The organism is Microbacterium arabinogalactanolyticum (genome assembly GCF_030268005.1).
Lineage (GTDB): Bacteria > Actinomycetota > Actinomycetes > Actinomycetales > Microbacteriaceae > Microbacterium > Microbacterium arabinogalactanolyticum.
In genome coordinates, this window is record NZ_BRZC01000007.1 from 947,149 (window position 1) to 967,065 (window position 19,917).

The 19,917-nt window shown below is 71.1% G+C and carries 19 protein-coding genes and 1 riboswitch; of the genes, 11 read left to right on the top strand and 8 right to left on the bottom strand.

Features of this window, described 5'->3' with window-relative positions:
• The first annotated feature begins 91 nt into the window (after positions 1–91).
• The 4 genes from MIAR_RS16010 to MIAR_RS16025 all read left to right on the top strand — a co-directional run bounded on the left by MIAR_RS16010 (position 92) and on the right by MIAR_RS16025 (position 3,607).
• Positions 92–697 (top strand): hypothetical protein, encoded by a 606-nt coding sequence (locus tag MIAR_RS16010; protein ID WP_285637966.1) that lies wholly within the window; start codon positions 92–94, stop codon positions 695–697.
• A 97-nt stretch (positions 698–794) separates the two neighbouring features.
• Positions 795–2,225, top strand: a complete 1,431-nt coding sequence (locus MIAR_RS16015; RefSeq protein ID WP_285637968.1) for a ferredoxin reductase family protein — start codon at positions 795–797, stop codon at positions 2,223–2,225.
• Between the two features lie 51 nt (positions 2,226–2,276).
• Complete coding sequence (locus MIAR_RS16020; RefSeq protein ID WP_344289539.1) at positions 2,277–2,831, top strand: FMN-binding protein; 555 nt, start codon at positions 2,277–2,279, stop codon at positions 2,829–2,831.
• Positions 2,828–3,607, top strand: a complete 780-nt coding sequence (locus MIAR_RS16025; protein WP_285637970.1) for an FAD:protein FMN transferase — start codon at positions 2,828–2,830, stop codon at positions 3,605–3,607. Before MIAR_RS16020 ends, MIAR_RS16025 begins: the two co-directional genes overlap by 4 nt.
• A 10-nt stretch (positions 3,608–3,617) precedes the next feature.
• Here the strand turns inward: MIAR_RS16025 and MIAR_RS16030 are convergent, their stop codons facing one another.
• Positions 3,618–5,330: a DUF4407 domain-containing protein gene (locus MIAR_RS16030; protein WP_285637972.1), complete on the bottom strand. Its 1,713-nt coding sequence runs from the start codon at positions 5,328–5,330 to the stop codon at positions 3,618–3,620.
• Positions 5,331–5,434: 104 nt separating this feature from the next.
• Here MIAR_RS16030 and MIAR_RS16035 point away from each other — a divergent pair, with 104 nt between their 5' ends.
• Positions 5,435–5,914, top strand: coding sequence for a SixA phosphatase family protein (locus tag MIAR_RS16035; RefSeq protein ID WP_285637974.1), 480 nt, complete (start codon positions 5,435–5,437; stop codon positions 5,912–5,914).
• A 22-nt stretch (positions 5,915–5,936) separates the two neighbouring features.
• On the opposite strand, the gene rlmN is transcribed toward MIAR_RS16035, so the two are convergent.
• The gene (gene rlmN / locus MIAR_RS16040) at positions 5,937–7,205 is read right to left on the bottom strand and encodes a dual-specificity RNA methyltransferase RlmN (RefSeq protein ID WP_285637976.1); all 1,269 of its coding nucleotides are present in this window, start codon (positions 7,203–7,205) and stop codon (positions 5,937–5,939) included.
• Positions 7,206–7,284: 79 nt separating this feature from the next.
• Between rlmN and MIAR_RS16045 the strand changes: the two genes are divergently transcribed.
• Positions 7,285–7,743 (top strand): ribosomal protein L7/L12, encoded by a 459-nt coding sequence (locus MIAR_RS16045; protein WP_285637978.1) that lies wholly within the window; start codon positions 7,285–7,287, stop codon positions 7,741–7,743.
• A 58-nt stretch (positions 7,744–7,801) separates the two neighbouring features.
• A complete protein-coding gene (locus MIAR_RS16050; RefSeq protein WP_285637979.1) occupies positions 7,802–8,440 on the top strand; it encodes a bifunctional 4-hydroxy-2-oxoglutarate aldolase/2-dehydro-3-deoxy-phosphogluconate aldolase in 639 nt (212 codons plus the stop codon).
• Positions 8,441–8,539: 99 nt separating this feature from the next.
• Here MIAR_RS16050 and MIAR_RS16055 read toward each other — a convergent pair whose 3' ends face one another.
• Both MIAR_RS16055 and MIAR_RS16060 read right to left on the bottom strand, forming a co-directional pair.
• A complete protein-coding gene (locus MIAR_RS16055; RefSeq protein ID WP_285637980.1) occupies positions 8,540–9,370 on the bottom strand; it encodes an SDR family oxidoreductase in 831 nt (276 codons plus the stop codon).
• Between the two features lie 38 nt (positions 9,371–9,408).
• Positions 9,409–10,170, bottom strand: a complete 762-nt coding sequence (locus tag MIAR_RS16060; protein ID WP_285637981.1) for an SDR family NAD(P)-dependent oxidoreductase — start codon at positions 10,168–10,170, stop codon at positions 9,409–9,411.
• Positions 10,171–10,331: 161 nt separating this feature from the next.
• Between MIAR_RS16060 and MIAR_RS16065 the strand changes: the two genes are divergently transcribed.
• From MIAR_RS16065 to MIAR_RS16075, 3 genes are read left to right on the top strand one after another with little or no spacing between them, the layout of a single operon-like run.
• On the top strand, positions 10,332–10,694 hold the full coding sequence (locus MIAR_RS16065) for a DUF488 domain-containing protein (protein WP_285637982.1): 363 nt from the start codon (positions 10,332–10,334) through the stop codon (positions 10,692–10,694).
• A gap of 16 nt (positions 10,695–10,710) precedes the next feature.
• The gene (locus MIAR_RS16070) at positions 10,711–11,814 is read left to right on the top strand and encodes a hypothetical protein (RefSeq protein ID WP_285637984.1); all 1,104 of its coding nucleotides are present in this window, start codon (positions 10,711–10,713) and stop codon (positions 11,812–11,814) included.
• A gap of 35 nt (positions 11,815–11,849) precedes the next feature.
• Positions 11,850–12,587: an aminoglycoside 3'-phosphotransferase gene (locus MIAR_RS16075; protein WP_285637985.1), complete on the top strand. Its 738-nt coding sequence runs from the start codon at positions 11,850–11,852 to the stop codon at positions 12,585–12,587.
• Positions 12,588–12,609: 22 nt separating this feature from the next.
• On the opposite strand, the gene MIAR_RS16080 is transcribed toward MIAR_RS16075, so the two are convergent.
• The 3 genes from MIAR_RS16080 to MIAR_RS16090 form a co-directional block, all read right to left on the bottom strand.
• Positions 12,610–13,419 (bottom strand): energy-coupling factor transporter transmembrane component T family protein, encoded by an 810-nt coding sequence (locus tag MIAR_RS16080; RefSeq protein WP_285637987.1) that lies wholly within the window; start codon positions 13,417–13,419, stop codon positions 12,610–12,612.
• The gene (locus MIAR_RS16085) at positions 13,416–14,888 is read right to left on the bottom strand and encodes an ABC transporter ATP-binding protein (protein WP_285637989.1); all 1,473 of its coding nucleotides are present in this window, start codon (positions 14,886–14,888) and stop codon (positions 13,416–13,418) included. The genes MIAR_RS16080 and MIAR_RS16085 overlap by 4 nt, the downstream gene beginning before the upstream one ends.
• Before the next feature lie 2 nt (positions 14,889–14,890).
• On the bottom strand, positions 14,891–15,529 hold the full coding sequence (locus MIAR_RS16090) for an ECF transporter S component (protein ID WP_285637991.1): 639 nt from the start codon (positions 15,527–15,529) through the stop codon (positions 14,891–14,893).
• Positions 15,520–15,631: riboswitch (TPP riboswitch) on the bottom strand. Its footprint overlaps the gene before it by 10 nt.
• A gap of 48 nt (positions 15,632–15,679) precedes the next feature.
• Between MIAR_RS16090 and MIAR_RS16095 the strand changes: the two genes are divergently transcribed.
• Complete coding sequence (locus MIAR_RS16095; protein WP_285637993.1) at positions 15,680–17,659, top strand: D-alanyl-D-alanine carboxypeptidase family protein; 1,980 nt, start codon at positions 15,680–15,682, stop codon at positions 17,657–17,659.
• Between the two features lie 77 nt (positions 17,660–17,736).
• Here the strand turns inward: MIAR_RS16095 and MIAR_RS16100 are convergent, their stop codons facing one another.
• A complete protein-coding gene (locus MIAR_RS16100; protein ID WP_425561619.1) occupies positions 17,737–19,917 on the bottom strand; it encodes an ABC transporter ATP-binding protein in 2,181 nt (726 codons plus the stop codon).

Below are 19,917 nucleotides of genomic sequence, written 5' to 3' on the forward strand. Positions count from 1 at the left end.
AGGCTGGGAATCATCGATCCCCTTCCTATGAGAACGCGCAGGATGCCGGATTCTTGGGGCTTTCTTGGCGGCCGGGCGCGACAGTCATCCCATGAGCGAGAACGACGAGAACACTTCTGTCCCCGGTGAGGCCGCCGACGGCGGCGCTCCCGACACGACGCCGGCCGCCGGTGCCGCACCGGCAGCAGCACCGGATGCTGCGCCGACGGCGCCCGCTGCGGCTCAGACCCCGCCCGCTCCGCCGGCGCCGGGGACTCCGACCGCACCCGCGGTGCCGACCACCCCGATCCTCCCGACGACGCCCGTCGATCAGGTGGCGCCTGGTGGCGCACCCGCCGCGGTGTACCCCGGAGCCGCTGCCGTACCGGTGTCGGCGAAACCGTTCTGGAGCCGCACCGGCACACGCATCGGAGCCGGCGTCGTCGGCGGCGTGGTCGTCCTGATGCTCGGCTTCGGCGGCGGCTGGGTGGCCCACAGCGTGGTGCGCCCGTTCGGCATGCACGAGCAGGCCTGGGGCGGCCCGGGTGGCGATCGTGGCATGAGGCACGACGGCTTCGACGGCCAGCGCGCACCGCGCGGGGGCCAGGGCTTCGGCGACGGCCAGCGCCCCGGTGGCTCGAGCGGATCCGACGACGGCAGCACGGGCGGCAACGACTCCGACGACACCCCGACCCCCGGCAGCACACCGGGCTCCTGAGCCCCGGGTCGGGACGGAAGCCGTGGGAACCCCCTCCGAACCGGCGTCCGTCGCGACCCGGGCCAACCATCACACGACCACCGCAGGGAGGCACGACATGGTCACGATCACCGCTCCGGCCGGCGCACCGGCAAGCCGCGCACGAGCCCGCCGCCCCAGCGCCGGCGTACGGCGGCGCCGTGCCGAGCTGTGGAGTCTCGGCGCCACCGTCGTCGTCTGGACGACCTGCCTGTACGTCGTGGCTCTGTGGGTCGCCGGCGGAGGTGTGCAGGCGCTGTTCACGAGCCGCGCCGATCTGCTGAACTCGGCCGGCCGCCTCACGGGTCTGGTCGCCTCGAACCTGCTGCTCCTGCAGGTGCTGCTGATGGCGCGCGTCCCGCTGTTCGAGCGCGGATTCGGCCGCGACGGGATGACGCGGATGCACCGGCTCGTCGGCTTCTGGTCGTTCGCGCTGCTCCTCACGCACATCGGGCTGCAGACGCTCGGCTATGCGGCATCCGCCGGGCTCAACCCGCTCGTGCAACTGTGGCAGTTCGTCGTGGACTACCCGGGGATGCTGCTGGCGGCCGCGGGCACCGCGCTCGTCATCCTCGTCGCACTCACCTCGATGAAACGCGCACGGCGCCGGCTGCGCTACGAGTCGTGGCACCTGCTGCACCTGTACGGCTATCTCGGCGCAGGGCTCGCGCTGCCGCATCAGCTGTGGACGGGGTCGGACTTCACGGCCTCCGCCGCGGCCACCTGGTACTGGTGGGGCCTGTGGATCCTGACCGCCGTCGCGGTGATCGCCTATCGCGTGATCGTGCCGCTGGTGCGCTCCCGCCGGCATCTGCTGCGCGTCGCGAGCGTCACCCGGGACGGCGCCGACGGGGTGACCGTGCGGATGCGCGGCGAGGGCATCGCGCGACTCGGCGCGCAGCCAGGGCAGTTCTTCGTCTGGCGCTTCATGGACGGGCCGGGCTGGACGCGAGGGCATCCCTTCTCGCTCTCGGCCGCGCCGACCGGCGACGAGCTGACCATCTCGGCCCGGCTCGTCGGCGACGGAACGTCGCGGCTCGCCGCCCTGCGGCCGGGCACCCGGGTGCACGTCGAGGGTCCCTACGGCGGATTCACCGGCGAGCGCAGGCGAGGTCGGCGGATGCTGATGATCGGCGCGGGCGCCGGCGTCGCGCCCCTGGTGTCGCTGCTCGAGGGAGAGTCGTACGCCCCGGGCGAGGCGGTGATCATCACCCGCGACACCACTCCCGAGGTGGCGCTGCGCACGGATGCGCTGGCCGGGCTGGTGCGCGACCGCGGCGTGCGTCACATCGCCCTGCCCGGACGCCGCGCGCGGTCCGGTGCCGTGTGGCTGCCGGAGTCGCACTCCCGCTGGAACGGTGCCGACGCTCTGCGTCACCTCGCTCCCGATGTGCTCGAGCACGAGGTGTACGTGTGCGGTCCGCCGGACTGGGCGGATGCCGTGCTGCGCGACCTGCGCGCGGCCGGTTTCCCGCCCGAGCGCATCCGCCGCGAGGCGTTCGCGATCTGAGCATCCGGCCCTGTGAACGCGGACGACGACCCTGACGACGAGGAGAAGATCATGGAACGACCGATGAAGCGCATCGCCTACGCGATGCTCGCCACCGTCAGCGGGCTGGTGCTGCTGTTCAGCTACCGCACCTCCACGGGGGCGGAGATCCCGACGGCGAACGCCGCCGCACCGGCCGCGTCGACCGGTACGTCCGGTTCGGGGACGGGGTCCGGTTCGGGGTCGACGCCCAGCGACTCGACGTCCGGCAGCGGCACCGGTTCCGGCTCCACGACCGGGGCTGACGGAACCGGCAGCACGACCGGCACCACAACCTCATCCGGTCTGAAGGACGGCACCTTCACCGGCGATGCGGCGAGCACCCGCTACGGGCCGGTGCAGGTGCAGGTCACGGTGAGCGGCGGGAGCATCGCATCCGTCGACGTGGTCGAGTACCCGAACGAGAACCCTCGCGACCGGCAGATCAACCAGCAGGCCGTGCCGATGCTGGTCAGCGAGACCACCTCCGCGCAGTCGGCGCAGATCGACATGATCTCCGGCGCGACGTACACGAGCCAGGGGTATCAGCAATCGCTGCAGAGCGCGCTCGATCAGGCGAAGTCATGACCGCCCGGCACGTGCAGGTGTGCCCCGTGATGGGCACTGTCGCCAGTGCGCACGTGATCGGCGGAGCCGCCGGTGGTGATGTCAGGGCCGCGATCGAGTCCTGCTTCGACGTGCTGCGCCGCGCAGATCGGGTCTTCTCGATGTACGACCCCGCATCGGAGGTGCGGCGCATCGCCCGCGGCGAGCTGCGGATCGCGGATGCCGACCCCTGGGTGGCCGAGGTCGAGGCGGCCTGCGACGGAGCGGAGTTCGAGACGCGCGGGCTGTTCAGCGCGCATCCGGGCGGCGTCTTCGACCCGACCGGATACGTGAAGGGCTGGGCGACCGAGCGCGCGGCCCGTGAGCACCTCCTGCCGCTGCTGAACGTGCCAGGCGTGCACGCCGTCGGGCTCGACGTCGGGGGCGACCTGCAGGTCTTCACCGCCGAGGAGTCGGACTGGACCTGGAACATCGGCATCGTCGACCCCTCCGATCGCGCTCAGGTGATCGCGACCGTTCCCGTGCGCAACGGCGCCGTCGCGACCTCGGGCGGCGCGGAGCGCGGGGCGCACATCATCGACCCCCGTACGGGCGCGGCCGCCACAGGCATCCGCTCGGCCACGGTCATCGCCGAGAGCCTCACCCGTGCGGATGTCTGGGCCACCGCGATCGTCGCCGCGGGCGCCGACCTGGACTGGCTTCCCCGCGCGACCGGCACATCAGGCCTGCTCGTCGACGCCGCCGGACGCATCCGCCGCTGGGTCGAGGGCGTGACCGTCGAGGTGCAGCCCGCCTGAGCGCGTCGGGTCAGACGGACACGGACTCGCGGATGTCGGCGCGGGTCAGCGGCACGGTCGGCGTGCCGGCGTGATCGTCCGGCAACCGTGGCGGTGCGGATGCCGTCGGCTGCGGGGCATCCTGCGCAACGATCGCCGCGCGGTCGCGGAAGCCGTCGGCGGTCACCCGGTCGAGCTCGACCTGCTTCCGGATCGCGGCGGTCTTCTCGTACAGCGACGGGTCGCCGTAGCTGGTGAGCACCTTCACCAGGACCGGCAGCAGCTCGATCATGAAGAAGAGTGCGGCGATCAGCCAGTGGGCCCAGAAGATCGCGGGCTCCTTGTCGGCCAGGCGGTTCAGGCCGGTGATCTGACTGAGCAGCCCGATCGCCCCGGCGTTGCCCTGCGCGACCGAATCCGCACGCGCGTTGTACGCGGCGAGCGCGTTCTCGTAGGTCTTCTTCGCCGCGGGCAGCTGGTCCTTGGCCTGCCGGCGGTTGGTCGACTCGGATGCCGTGGTGTTGGCCTTCTCGGCCGTCTCAGCGCTGGACAGGTCGCCGTTGGCGGCGCGCAGCTGCGCGGCCAGGGCGTCGTAGGTCTGCTGGGCCTGGGCGAGCTGGGCCTTCGCGGCATCCGAGCTGGAACCCTGGCCGTGCACGCCGGTGCAGCCGGGCACCGTGCCTGCGCCCTCCCCGGTCAGCTCGCACTGGTACAGCGCACGGGCGGAGTCGATCACCTTCTGCTGCTCGGCCATCTTGCCGGTGAGATCGTCGACGGTGGACTTGGCGGCGGCGGTCGAGGCCGAGCCTTTGTCGGTGCCTGCGACGATGCCGGTTGCGGCCTGGTTCTCAAGCGCGGCGACCCGCTTGGTCGCGGCGTCGAGGGCCTTCTTCTCCGGCCCCTTCTCGAGGGCCTTCTGGTCGGACTGCGACTGGGTGATGTTGGTGGACGCCACCTCGCGGGCGATGTCGTTGTGGAACACCTGCAGCACGAGCGGCTCCGCGACGAGGAAGCCGATCAGCGCCGCCATCGCCACGCGCGGGACGGCCAGCGCGATCAGCTTGCCGATGCTGCGCGACGACGACATGGTCGCTGTGAGGAAGCGGTCGAGGTTGAAGATGATCGCCGCCCACACGATCGCGAGCGGTACGGCCAGCAAGATCGCCACCTGCACGCCGGTCGTGAGCGCGAACAGCATCGAGATCGCAGAGACCAGCGCGGTTCCGGCGAGCACGAAGAACATCTGCACGAAGCGGGGCGTCTCGCCCGGAACACGGTCGAGGATCGGGCCGTCGGCACCGCCGAGGATCGCGAGCGTGCGCAGGCGCGAACCCGGTACGCGCTCGCGGCGGGGACGCCGGGCGCGGGCGGGCTCCGGAGCGGGCGCGGACACCGGCTCGGCGGGCATCGGCTCGACGGTCAGCGGCTCGGATGCCGCGGCCTCGTCGACGACCACCCGGCTCGGCCGGGAGGGCTCGTCGAAGAACGGGAAGTCCTCGACGTCGAACGGCTCGGTCTCCTGCGCGTCCTGCACGACCGGGTTGGGCCGCGTGGAGCGGTCTGCCGCGTCGTCGAGGGTGCTCGCGGCGATGCCGGCATCCGCGTCGGGGCCGGACGGCCGGTACTCGCGGGTGAAGAACTCGGGCACCTCGGCAGCCGACGTCGCGTCGTTCGAGCCGTCGCCGTCGACCTCGATGCGGTCCTGCGAGCCCATCCGTCCAGGGCGATGCGCGGAGTAAGACATCCCTCCAGGCTAGGAAACCCCGGCTGAGCGACTCCCGGACGAACCCTGCGAACGGCTCCCAGGAAAGGGATGCGGCGTCGCGGTCACCCTGTCAGGCTGGACGCATGAAGACGCTGCTGCTGGCCCGCCACGCGAAGTCGGACTGGGGCCTGCACGGCCTCGCAGATCAGGACCGGCCACTGAACGGCCGAGGTCGTCGTGACGCCCCGGCCATGGCCGCCCGTCTGCTCGGTGAGGGCATCGCAGTCCAGCGCATCGTGTCGAGCACCGCCGTCCGCGCGCGCAGCACCGCCGACGAGTACGCCGCGGCCTTCGGCATCCCGGTGATCGAGGAGGACGCGCTGTATGCGGCATCCGCCCGCACGATCCTCGAAGTCGCGTCAGCCCTCCCCGACGACATCGACGTGGCGATGCTGGTCGGCCACAACCCCGGAATGACGGACGCCGTCGCCGAGCTGACCGGTGCCTTCGTGGAGTTCCCGACCTGCGCCGTCGCGGAGTGCGCCGTCGACGTCGGCTCGTGGCCCGAGCTCATCGAGGGGTCGGGCCGGATGCTGCGCCTCCGAACGCCCGGGAACGCCTGAGCCTCGCCGCGGCGGAGCGCGCTCAGGCCATCGCCGCCGCGGCGGCCTCGTCCTCGGTGGTCGCGACCAGCTGACCGCAGGCTCCGTCGATCTCCTTGCCGCGGGTGTCGCGCAGGGTGGTCGGGATGCCTGCGTCGTTCAGGCGGCGCACGAACTCGTTCTGCACGTCGATGTCGGACGAGGTCCAGATCGACCCGGGCGTGGGGTTCAGCGGGATCGGGTTCACGTGCACCCAGCCGCGGCCGCGCGCATTGAGCTTCTCCGCGAGCAGGTCGGCGCGCCAGGCGTGGTCGTTCATGTCCTTGATCAGCGCGTACTCGATCGAGACACGGCGGCCGGTCTTCTCGAAGTACTCGCGCGCGGCATCCAGCGCCTCGTCGACCTTCCAGCGCGAGTTGACCGGGATCAACTCGTCGCGCAGCTGGTCGTCGGGGGCGTGCAGCGAGAGGGCGAAAGTCACTGGGATGTTCTCGTCGGCGAGCTTGCGGATCGCCGGGACCAGGCCGACGGTGGACACCGTGATGCCTCGGGCGCTCATGCCCAGGCCGTTCGGCTGCGGCGCGACCATCACGCGCACGGCATCCATCACGCGCTTGTAGTTGGCCAGCGGCTCACCCATGCCCATGAACACGATGTTCGAGACCCGCTCCATGGAGTGGTCGCTCGCCCGCTTGCCGCCCAGCTCGCCGTTCGCGATGGCGCGGTTGGCGCGCACGATCTGCTCGACGATCTCGGCCGTCGACATGTTGCGGGTCAGGCCCGCCTGGCCGGTGGCGCAGAAGGGGCAGTTCATGCCGCAGCCCGCCTGCGACGACACGCACAGCGTGATCCGGCCGGGATAGCGCATCAGCACCGATTCGACCAGGGCGCCGTCATGCAGCCGCCAGAGGAACTTGATGGTGTCGCCGCGGTCGGTGGTGAGCCGGCGCACCTCGGTCATGAGCGGCGGCAGCATCCCGCCGACGAGCTCCTCGCGCTGGTCCGCGGGAAGGTCGGTCATGTGCGCCGGGTCGGAGGTGTAGTGCGTGAAGTAGTGGGTCGACAGCTGCTTCGCACGGAAACCGGGGAGCCCCAGCTCCTTCACCTTCGTGATGCGCTCCTCGGGCGTCATGTCGGCCAGGTGCACGGGCGGCTTGCCGCGCTTGGGGCTCGCGAACTGCAGCAACGGCCGCCCCTCGGCATCCTTCTTCTGCGTCCACCCCTCCGTGGCAGGGCGCACCTGCGTGCGAGCGGGCCCGGTGGTGCGCACGGGCGTGCTGCGGGCAGGCGGGGTCTTGTCGGATGCAGGCATGCATCAAGGGTACGGGGAACGACCCGCGAGAGGGCTGGATGCCCGGTATCCGAGCCTCCGGACTGGCAGGCTGGTCGGCATGGAACCATGGATGTGGATCGTGGCCGTCGTCGTCCTGCTGGTGCTCGTACCGTGGGCCACCAAGGGGATGCGGCCGAAGGCGCCGCAGCCACCGCAGCCGACGGCGTCCATCGCACCTCGCGCCCTGTCTCCCGCGGAGTCCGCCGAGATCGACGCTCTGGTCGCCGGCGACCGGAAGATCGCGGCGATCAAGCGCCTGCGCGAGCTGCAGTCGCTGGGACTGCAGGAGGCCAAGGACGCGATCGACGCCTGGGATCCCGGAACGACGTGGACGCCGGCCGCGGCGGCATCCGCTTCCGCTTCCGCTTCCGCACCAGGGGACGCCCTGACGCCGGCAGCCCGCGCCGAGATCGCCGCGCTCATCGCCGGCGACGAGAAGATCCGGGCGATCAAGCGCTACCGCGAGGAGACCGGCGTGGGGCTGAAACAGGCGAAGGACGCCGTCGAGAACTGGTGAACTCGACTTGTAATTACAAGTCGTTTCGGCGCACAATGGAGCGACGAACGGAGCCCCCATGACCGACCGCCTCTCCCGCGCCCGCGCTGCCGGTGTCCTCGCCGTGCTGCGCGCTCCCTCCCCCGAGTCCGCCCTGGAGGCCGCTGACGCCATCATCCGCGGCGGCATCCCCGGTATCGAGGTCACGTACTCCACACCCGACGCCCCCGCCGTGATCCGCGAGCTGATCGCCCGCCACGGCGACGCGGCGTACATCGGCGCCGGCACGGTCACCACGCCCGAGCAGGCGGCGGCTGCGGCCGAGGCCGGTGCGGAGTTCCTGGTGAGCCCCGGCACACTCCCCGCCCTCACCCGCGCCATGCTCGACACCGGCAAGGTCGTCATGACCGGCGCACTGACGCCGACCGAGGTCATGGCGGCGCTGGAGCTGGGCGTCGACGTGGTGAAGATCTTCCCGGCATCCCTCGGCGGACCGTCCTACCTCGGTGCGCTGCGCGGCCCGTTCCCCGACGCGCCGCTGATGCCCACGGGTGGCGTCAAGCCCGAGAACGTGGCGGACTGGTTCGCAGCCGGCGCCGTGGCCGTCGGCGCGGGCGGGGACCTGGCGAACTCGGCGTCCATCACGGCCGGCGACTGGGCCGACCTCGAGGCCCGAGCCGCCCGCTTCGCCGCCGCACTGGCCGCGGCGCGGGGCTGACCCGTTCTCGCCCCTGCTGAGCTACCTCGCCCCTGCTCATTGACGTCGATGAGCAGGGGCGGCGGCGATCAGCAGGAGCGAGAACGACGGGAGCGCCCTTCAGTCCAGGAAGATGTCCGGGAACAGCCGGTCGTCGGGGGTGCCGGGCACGGCCGCGTACTTCGAGAAGTCGGTCACGCCGTCGGCCTCGAGCACGTCCTCGACGATGAGCGTCTGGCCCGTGTACGAGGCGGCCGGCTTGTTCAGCACCGAGTAGGCGGCGTCCGCGTAGATGTCGGCGGTGCGGCTGGCCGCCATCACCCGGTCCCCGCCGAGCAGGTTCTGCACGGCGGCGGTGGCGATCGTGGTGCGCGGCCAGAGCGTGTTGGCGGCGATGCCGGCATCCGCGAACTCGGCAGCGAGACCCAGCGTCGCCATCGTCATGCCGTACTTCGCCAGCGTGTAGCCGGTGTGGGCTCCCAGCCACTTCGCCGAGATGTTCAGCGGCGGCGACAACGAGAGGATGTGCGGGTTCGGGGCATCCTTCATGACCGGCACCGCCGCGCGCGAGAGCATGAACGTGCCGCGCACGTTGACGTCCTGCATCAGGTCGTACTTCTTGGCGGCCAGGTCGGCGGAGCGCGAGAGGTCGATGACGCTCGCGTTGTTGATCACGATGTCGATACCGCCGAACTCGCCCTGTGTCTTCAGCACGGCCTCGGTGATGTCGTCGTCGCTGCGCACGTCGCCGACGATCGGCAGGGCCTTCCCGCCCGCCGCGCGGATCGCCTCGGCGGCGGTGTGCACGGTGCCCTCGAGCTTGGGGTGCGGGGTGTCGGTCTTGGCGAGCATCGCGATGTTCGCGCCGTCGGCCGCGGCGCGCAGCGCGATGGCGAGGCCGATGCCGCGGCTGCCGCCCGACATCAGGATGGTCTTTCCTGTGAGGGACATGGGTTCTCCTTCGAGCGTGCGTTCAGGTCGGCGAATGGTCACTTCGGGGCCATGCGGATGGCGCCGTCCAGGCGGATGGTCTCGCCGTTCAGGTAGCCGTTGGCGACGATGTGCTCCACCAGCGCGGCGTACTCGTCGGGCCTGCCGAGGCGGGACGGATACGGCACCTGCTGGCCGAGCGAGTCCTGCGCCGCCTGCGGAAGGCCGGCGAGCATCGGCGTCTCCATGATGCCGGGGGCGATCGTGCAGACGCGGATGCCGTAGCGGGCCAGCTCGCGCGCGATCGGCAGGGTCATGGCGTGCACGCCGCCCTTGGACGCGGAGTACGCGGGCTGCCCGATCTGGCCGTCGAAGGCCGCGACGCTGGCGGTGCTGACGATCACGCCACGGTCGCCGTCGTCGGTCGGCTCGTTCTGGGCGATGACGGCGGACGCCTGCGAGATCACGTTGAACGTGCCGACGAGGTTGATGCGGATGATGCGCTCGAACGCGTCCAGATCGGCCGGGTTGCCGTCGCGGTCGAGCACCTTGGCGGGCGGGGCGATGCCCGCGCAGTTGACGACCACGCGCAGCGGTGCGGTCGCCTGAGCGGATGCCACGGCCGCGGCCACCTGCTCGGCGCTGGTGACGTCGGCGGGCGCGAACGTGCCGCCGAGCTCCGCGGCGATCTCGGCACCGGCCGAGTTCGGCAGGTCGATGATCGTGACCTGCGCGCCGGCTGCGGCGAGACGCCGTGCGGTCGCGAGTCCGAGTCCGCTGGCTCCGCCCGTGATGAGCGCGCCCTGTCCCGTGATCTGCATGAGTTCTCCTTCGAACGGCACTGGTTGAATCGAACGGCGGTGTTGACGGAGGTTTCACCGGACGGCGGTTCGCACCGACGGTGATTGCGACTGAGTCTCAGCATACGTGGTTCTGAGTCTCCCCACTGGCGGGATCACCGCAGGAGGGGGATGCTGAGCACATGGAACTCCGTCGGAAACGAGCCTACGACAGCGCTTCAGCCGAAGACGGGTTCCGGGTTCTCGTCGACCGGCTGTGGCCACGGGGCGTGTCGAAGGAGCGTGCCGCGATCGATCTGTGGGCCAAGGACGTCGCCCCCAGCACCGCACTCCGGCACGACTGGCATGCGGCTCCGGACGCCGATTTCGAGGTGAACGCCGATCGTTACCGTGCGCAGCTGGCCGACGAGAGCGCGCCGGCGCTGCAGGCCCTGGTCGATGAGCTCCGGGGCCGCCCCGTCGTCACGCTGGTTTACGCGGTGGCGAACACCGAGCACAACCACGCCGTCGTGCTCGAGGGCGTGCTGAAGTCGCTGCTGGACTGACCGCTACGCTGGCGACGTGCCCCTGCGTGCCGCCACAGAGCTCGACACCGCTGCGCTGACAGCATCCGTGCCCCTCGCCGAGGCGCGCGCGATCGCGCGCGAGGCGGATGCCGCCGGTCCGGCGAGCGCACGCCGGCCCCGCGCGGCCGTCCTGCTGCTGATCGTGGCGATGTTCGGGCTGACGCTGACGCTCTTCGCCCCGATGTCGGCGCGGATGCTGTCCGGCCGACCGGACGCCGCCGACATCGCGTTCGCGATCATCGGAGTCCTCATCCCGCTCGGCATGCTCGCCGTGCCGGTGTGGATCGCCGCACGCTGGCTGGCCGAGGACCGGCGGCGGGTGCGCCTTCGTGGCTTCGCGGCGGCGAACGGCTGGACCTATCGCTTCTGGGCGCCGTCCGGCGGCGCCGTCGGCCCGGCGTTCGAGGCCGGCGGCGACGAGAACCTGTTCGACGTGCTGCGCACCGCCGATCGGGGCGTCGAGTTCGGCCGCTACAAGTCGGTGACGGGCACCGGGCGCAGCCGAACGGTCAGGACCACCGAGTACGCGACCTTCTCGGTCGCGGCCGAGCTGCCGCACATCGTGCTCGACAGCCGCGCCAACGACGGCCCGTTCGGACGCAGCAACCTGGTGCTCGATCCGGTGCGCGATCAGCGCCTCAAGCTCGAGGGCGACTTCGACCGCTCGTTCCGCATGTACTGTCCGACCGGCTACGAGAGGGATGCCCTGTACCTGCTGCCTCCCGACATCATGCAGTCACTGCTCACACACGCCCGCGCGCTGGACGTCGAGCTCAGCGGTTCGACCGTGCGGCTCTACGCCCCGCAGGGCATCATCACGACCGACGGCGACAGCTGGCGGGGACTGCTCGAGACGGTCGAGTCGATCCGCGACATGGCGCGCCAGTGGGCGCAGTGGCGCGATGACAGGCTCATGCCGGAGGACGCGGTCGGTTCGTGGCCCGGTGCACGCCCGCTCGGCGTCGCCCGGCAGGGTCGACGGCTGCGCAGCCGCTTCCCCTGGTTCGCGTTCGTCTTCGGGCTCGTCGGACTCATCGTGTGGCTGATCTCGGTCATCAGCGAGGCGGCCGAGGGCATCGCCGGCTGGATGGGCGGCTGAGCGCGCCCGCGCCGCTGACGGGTCAGGATGGATGCATGTCCATTCCTGCAGCGCCCGTCGACGTCCCTGACCGCGTGCACGACCTGGCCGGTGACGCCCGGCTCGAACCCGTCTGGGCGAACGACATCGGCGGCCTGACCTTCCGCGCGAGCCCGGCCGCCGGGCATCCGTTCTACATCAAGTGGGGCCCACGCAACGACGAGTGGAACCTGCGCGACGAGGCCGAGAGGCTGCGCTGGGCGGGGCACTGGATCCGGGTGCCGGAGGTCATCGACCAGGGTCACGATGCCACCCACGAGTGGCTGGTCACGAAGGCGATCGACGGCGACAGCGCCGTGCACCCGCGCTGGGTGGCGCGCCCCGAGATCGCGGTGCGCGCGGTCGGCGAGGGCCTGCGGGCACTGCACGACGCGCTGCCCGCCGACGACTGCCCGTGGGACTGGGCGGTCGAGAGCCGCATCGCGAACGCCGAGCGCCGAGGCATCCGCGTCCCCGAGCGCTTCCATGACGCCCCGCCGATCGACCGTCTTGTCGTCTGCCACGCGGATGCCTGCTGCCCGAACACCCTGATCGGGGACGACGGCCGCTGGCTGGCGCACGTCGACCTCGGGCTGCTCGGCGTGGGCGACCGCTGGGGCGACATCGCGGTCGCCTCTATGAGCACCGAGTGGAACTACGGACCGGGCTGGGAGGACGCGCTCATCGAGGCGTACGGCCTGGAGCCCGACCGCGAGAGGCTGGCGTACTACCGGGAGCTGTGGAACGCGACCTGAGTCGACCGCCGACGGAGCCCTGTCAGCTCCACACGAAGCGGAAGACCCCCGATGCCACGGCGGCGGCGATCGCGATCACCATGATGGCCACCCCGCCCAGCACCGCGACGGCGTCTCGCGGATGCAGTCGCGAGGGCCGCGACCACGTGCGCGGGAGGCCGGAACCGAAGCCGCGCGCCTCCATGGCCATCGCCAGTTTGGTGCCGCGGCGCACGGCGAACACGAGCAGCACGAACGCCATCGAGAAGAAGCGGCGCAGCGCACCGTGATCACCGACACCGCGCGCCCTGCGGGCCAGCGCCATCGTGCGCCAGTCATCGAGGAACAGTCCCAGCATCCGCGTGCCGGCGAGCACGCCCAGCACGAAGCGGCTCGGCAGGTGAGCGACCTGCGCGAGCGCGTCGCCGAGCTCGGTGGGGTCGGTGCGCCCGAAGAGCAGGATGGTCGGCAGACCCAGCGCGATCACGCGCAGCGTCACGGCGATGGCCAGTTCGATCGATCCCTCGCTGATCGCGGCGACGCCGAATCGCCAGAACACGTGCCCCTCGGGCTCGGCGTACAGCAGCATGCTCAGCCCCGCGATCGGCGAGAACAGCGCGATGGGCAGCAGCCGGCGCAGCACCGTAAGCACTGCAAGGCCGGTGAGGGGAAGGCACAGCAGCTGCAGCGCGATCGCGACCAGCGCGCTGACCGGGTCGATCGATGCGAACAGCGGAACCGAGAGCAGGAGGGCCAGCACGAGCTTGGTCACCGGGTTGACACCATCGAGCCAGGCGGCGCGCGTCGTGCCGGCGAGAGCGGATACCCGGGTCTGCGCCCTCACGACGGTCACCTCGCCCCTCCGGATGCCGCGGCGGCGACGGCCAGTTCCACCCGATGCCCGCCGAGATGCCGCACGACCGACGCGTCATGGCTCACCGCGACCACCGTGCGGCCCGCGACGATCTCCTCCTGCAGCAGCTCGACGATGCCGATCCACCCGCGCCGGTCCTGCCCGAAGGTCGGCTCGTCGAGCACGATCACCTGCGGCGCGGAGGCGAGCACGGTGGCCACCGACAGTCGCCGCTTCTGGCCGCCGCTGAGCGTGAACGGGTTGGCGAGCGCCAGCGAGGCCAGCTGGAGCCGCTCGAGCAGGTCGTCCGCGATCGCGGTGGCCTCGGCATCCGACTTCTTCAGTGCGCGCGGTCCGACCGCGAGCTCGTCGCGCAGCGTGCGGGCGAGGAACTGGTGCTCGGGTTCCTGGAAGACCGTGCCGATGCGGGTGAGCAGCTCGCGCGAGGTCCAGCGCGACGGGCGCCTGCCGGAGCGTCCGGCCAGATCGGATGCCGCGGTCACCGCGCCCTCGAGCTCGGGCAGCAGGCCCGCGAGCGTGAGCGCCAGAGTGGACTTGCCCGCCCCGTTCGGCCCGGTGATGACCGTGGCAGCGCCGCGCGGCACGCTCAGGTCGAGTCCGGTCTGCACCGCGGTGCGCCCGTCGCGGGTCACCGCGAGAGAGGCGGTCTCGAGCACGGCATCCGCTGTCCCGCCGGCGGGCTCCAGGATCGGGAGGGGGATGCCGCGATCGGGCACCCACACGCCGGCATCCGCCAGCACGTCGCCGTAGCGGCCGAAGACCTCCGCCGGCGTCCCGTCCGCGAGCAGACCTCCGTCGGCCGCCAGCACGATCACGCGAGTCAGCAGGTCCGCCCAGATCTCGGTGCGGTGCTCGACGACGACGAGCGTGGCGCCGGTGGCATCCAGGACCCGGCCGACGCTCTCGCGCACCTCCCGCACGCCCTCGGGGTCGAGGTTGGCGGTCGGCTCGTCCAGCAGCAGCAGACCGGGGCGCATGGCCAGGACGCCGGCCAGCGCGAGCCGCTGCTTCTGCCCGCCGGAGAGCATCTTGGTCGGCCGATCCAGTGGGACGTCGAGGCCGACCGCCTCGAGCGCCTCCGCCACACGACCGGGGATCTGCTCGGCGGGGACGGCGAGGTTCTCGCATCCGAACGCGACGTCGTCACCGACCTTGGAGAGCACGACGCCGGCATCCGGGTCCTGCAGCACGAGTCCCATCGCGCCGCGGCGCGCCTCGGGCGCCGCGCCGTCGACGAGAAGAGTTCCGGTGCGCTCACCCTCCTCCGCGTCGCCGAGCACGCCGGCGAGACCGGCGAGCAGCGTCGACTTGCCGGCGCCGGAGGCACCGAGCAGCAGCACGCGCTCGCCGGGCTCGATCGTGAAGGTCGCGTCACTGACCGCGGGAAGGCGCCGGCCCGCATAGCGCCAGCCCCATCCGTCCGCGGTGACGCGAGCCGGAGCCGTCACGCTCAGACCTCCTGGCGTGCTTCCCGGCCGGCGGCGAATCGGCTCAGCGCGCCGGTCGCGGCGAGCGCGCGGACGAGCAGCCAGCCGACGAGGCCGGCCAGCAGCGCGCCCGAGACCGCCAGGGTGCCGAGGTAGATCGCGTTGAACTCGAAGGACTTCAGGAAGTTCGGCGAGGAGCCGTAGAACATCTCGAAGATCCAGGCCGCCGCGCCCGCACCGACACCGGCGAGCATCGCAACGGGCAGCGTGAACCGACGGTAGAGGAACAGCGCGAAGATCAGCTCCGCCCCCAGGCCCTGCACGATGCCGGAGAGCACGGTGGAGACGCCCCACACGTTGCCGATCAGCATCGAGATGATCGCGGCGACCACCTCGACGACCAGCGCGGCACCGGGCTTGCGGATCACCAGACCGCCGATCACGCCGCCGATCAGCCAGATGCCGACGGCGATGCCGCCGAGGCCCGGGGTGACGGCGTCGGCGGCACCGAACCAGGCGCCTCCGACGATGTTCCAGCCCCAGAAGATCAGGCCGGTCGCGACGCCGAGGACGGCTGCCACGACGATGTCGACGACGCGCCAGCGCGGCTGTGCGACAGCGGTGACGCCCTGTGCGGCGGGTGCGGACATGGATGCACTCATCTGAACTCCTCCCTGCGCCGGCATGATCCGGATCAGGTTCGACGGTCGAAGCGCGGGTCGCTTCCTCTCAGCCCGGCACGCCGGACTCCCGTGGTTGTGCCCTCGATTCTAGTCGGTTCGTTCACGGGGATGGTTGGTAGCGTGTATCGGGTGACTGTCTCCCCCGAGTCCACGCGCGCTGCCACGCGCCGTTCGCTGCGCGAGAAGGCGCGCGCGCACGCCGAGCCCGCCTCCGCGACGGCCGCCGCGTCCGCCGACACGACGCCCGCCGGGACGGCGATCATCACGACCACCCCGTTCAGCGGCGATACTGGCGCTGTGGATGCCATCGATGGGACGCCCACGCCCGATGCGGGAGCTGCGGGACCGGCGGATGCCGCACCCGACGCCGTCGCCGAGCCGACCGCGCTCGCGGATGAGCTCTCCGACCTGCTCGATGACCCGACCACTCCCGTACGCGTGATCCCCGATGCCGGCGCCGCGCGAGCAGCCGCATCCTCGTCCGGCGACGCCCTCCCGCCTGCAGAAGCGCTCGCCGACCCCCGGCTGCTGGGCGCCGAGGACGCCGTCCCCGCTCCGACCGCCGATGACTCCGCCTCCCCCGCGATCGCCGATCTGTTCGACGCGCCGGCGAAGGCCGATGCCCCCGAGTTGTTCGACGAGCCCGCTCCCGTGACCGCCGAGGAGCCTTCCCCCCTCTTCCTGAGCGACATCGAGAACGCGCTGGCCGCGGAGGCCGGCACCACCGAGGTCCCCGAGCACCCGGTCGAGGCGCAACCCGACCAGGTGACCGTGTGGGCCGATGAGCAGCATCCGATCACCGCGCTGACCTGGATCGATCCGCGGAAGGTCGGGGCGATGCCGTCGACCGAACCGGAGACTGCTCCCGCGCTGTTCGCCGGGGCCCGCCTCGTTCCCACGGGACGACGGCTCCGGCTGATCCTCCCCCTCGGGATCATCGGCACCCTGTGCGCGAGCTACGTCGGCGGTACGCTGCTCGCTCCGCTCGACAACGTCGCACCGGCCGTGCAGAACGCGCCCGTCGAGATCGCCGCGGCGCCGGCCGCGACCGTGACCTGGCCCGCCACGGGCAGCGCAGCGGTGGCCGTGCTGGGCATGAACCCGGTGGCCTCCACCTCCGACCGCGACCAGATCGCGAGCCTCAGCAAGGTCGCCTCGGTGATGATGGTGCTCGACAAGCTGCCCCTCAAGGTGGGCGAGCAGGGACCCAGCTTCGCGTTCACCAGAGCCGATCAGCGCGACTTCAGGAAATACCGCCGTTCGAACCAGTCCTCGCTGGATGTGCCCGTCGGCGGGAGCCTGACCGAGTACCAGATGCTCCAGGGCGTGCTGCTGGGGTCGGCGAACAACTACATCGACCGGCTCGCCAGGGAGATCTGGGGCTCGGAGGCCGCCTTCGCCGATGCCTCGGCGAAGTGGCTGCGCGACAACGGCATCGAGGGCATCACACTGGAGAACCCCTCCGGGTTCAGCAAGTCGAACGTCGCGACGCCCGAGGCGATGCTGCGGCTCAGCGAGCTGGCGATGCGCAATCCCGTCTTCGCGGAGATCGTCGCCACCCGCAGCGCCGAGATCCCGGGCGTCGGCACCGTGACCAACACCAACAAGATGCTCGACGACCCCGGCGTGATCGGCATCAAGACCGGCACGCTCGACCACTGGAACCTGCTCACCGCCAAAGAGGTGAAGGTGGGCGACACGACCGTGCGCCTGTTCACCTCGGTGCTCGGGCAGGACAGCAGCAAGGATCGGCTCGCCGTCACCCGGGAGCTGCTGGCCGGCATGGAGAAGTCGCTCGCCGATCAGCCGGTGTCGGTCCCGAAGGGCACGGTCGTCGGGAAGGTCACGACCGAGTGGGGCGGCGAGGTGAACGTCGTCACCGACTCCGACGTGCGGGTGGTGCTGTGGAACGGCGCGACCGCCACGGCCACCGCGGATCTCGCACTCGGCTCCAAGACCACGGCCGGCGCGAAGGCCGGCACGCTGAGCGCCAAGGGTCCGGTGAACACGGCAGAGACGACGGTGTCGCTCGCCAAGGAGGTCACCGCGCCGAGCATCTGGTGGCGGCTGACGCACCCGCTCGAACTGTTCGGCATCGACAAGCAGTAGGTCCCGCCACCGCAGACACGAGAACGCCCGCCCCGGAAGGGGCGGGCGTTCTGCACGTGCCGGTCAGGCGCGGCGGCTCAGGTCCGGTCGGACTCGGATGCCGCCGACTCCGCCTCGCGCACGGCCTCGGCCAGCTGCGGGGCGTCCGCCGCCTCGGCGACCGCTTCCTGCGCGGCATCCTCGGCCTCACCCGTCACGACCACCGGAGTGCTGCCGGTGAGGGCTTCCTCGGCGTCGATGTCGGATGCCGCCTGCTCGAACTGCGACTGGTACAGGCGCCAGTAGGCGCCCTGGGCTGCGATCAGCTCGTCGTGGGTGCCCTGCTCGACGATGTCGCCGTGCTCCATCACGAGGATGAGGTCGGCGTCGCGGATCGTCGAGAGACGGTGCGCGATCACGAACGAGGTGCGTCCCTGCCGCAGCGCCGCCATGGCGTGCTGCAGCAGCAGCTCGGTACGGGTGTCGACCGCGCTGGTGGCCTCGTCGAGGATGAGGATCGACGGCTGGGCGACGAACGCGCGGGCGATCGTGATCAGCTGGCGCTCACCCGCCGAGACGTTCGACGCGTCCTCGTCGAGGACGGTGTCGTAGCCGTCCGGCAGCGAGTGCACGAACCGGTCGACATAGGTCGCCGCCGCCGCGGCGACGATCTCGTCGTCGGTCGCGGACTCGTTGCCGTACCGGATGTTCTCGCGGATCGTGCCGCCGAACAGCCACGGGTCCTGCAGCACCATGCCGGTGCGGCGACGCAGGTCCTCGCGCGCCATCTCGGCGATGTTCTGCCCGTCCAGCAGGATCCGGCCCGAGTTCAGCTCGTAGAACCGCATGATCAGGTTGACCAGCGTCGTCTTGCCGGCACCGGTCGGGCCGACGATCGCGACCGTCTGGCCCGGTTCCACCCGGAACGACAGGTCGGTGATCAGCGGACGGTCCTCGCTGTACGAGAAGGCCACGTGGTCGAACTCGATCACGCCGCGACCGCCGTCGACGGTCGGGGCGTCCTCGTCGTCGGGCTCCTGCTCCTCGGCATCCAGGAAGTCGAAGACGCGCTCGGCCGACGCCGTGCCCGACTGCACCACGGCCGCCATGCCACCCAGCTCGCTGAGCGGCTGGCTGAACTGCTGCGAGTACTGGATGAACGCCTGCACGTCGCCGAGTCGCAGGCCGCCATTGGCGACCATCAGACCGCCGAGCACCGCGATGCCGACGTACTGCAGGTTTCCGACGAACGTCATGGCGGGCATGATCACGCCCGACAGGAACTGCGCCTTGAAGCTCGCCTGGAACAGCTCCTCGTTCTCGACCTGGAAGCTGTCGAGCGCGTCCTGCTCGCGACCGAACACCTTGACGAGGGCGTGGCCCGAGAAGGCCTCCTCGACACGGGCGTTCAGGCGGCCGACCTTGCGCCACTGGATGCCGAAGGCCTTCTGCGACCGCGGTCCGATGACGCCGAAGATGACGGCCATGAGCGGCAGCGACACCAGCGCGACCAGTGCGAGCTGCCACGAGATCGAGAACATCATGACCAGCACGCCCACGACCGTGAGCACCGAGGTGAGCGCCCCGGACAGCGACTGCTGCATGGTCTGCGTGATGTTGTCGATGTCGTTGGTGACCCGCGAGATCAGCTCACCGCGCTGCACCTTGTCGAAGTACGACAGGGGCAGGCGGTTGATCTTCGCCTCGACGTCCTCGCGCAGCCTCCACATGGTGCGCACCATGATCACGTTGATCACGTAGCCCTGCAGCCAGCTCAGCAGCGCCGAGACGATGTAGATCGCCATGACCGCCATGATGATCCAGCGCAGCGACTCGAAGTTCACGCCGTCGCCGACCTTGAACGGAGCCATCGCCGCGATCATGTCGGCGAACGTGTCCTGCTTCGCCTGGCGCAGCACCTCGACGACCTGGTCCTGGGTGGTGCCCTTCGGGAAGGCCGTCTTGCCCTCGCCGAGCGTCATGGAGATGAAGCCCTCGTAGACGATGTTCGTCGCCTCACCGAGGATCTTGGGCGCGGCGACGGACAGCACGACGCCGATGGCGCCGAACAGCGACACCAGCGCGAACCACCAGGCCGACGGCTTGAGCAGCCCGATCATGCGCCGGAAGCTCGGGCCGAAGTGATCGGCCTTGCCGGGCGCGGGCCCGTCGAACATGCTGCCGCCGTGCTGGCGGGCCTTCTCGGCCTGCTCGGCCTCCTCGCGCTCGGCCTCGGTCATCTCGACCACGGGCGCGGATGCGGCACGCGCGGCGACCAT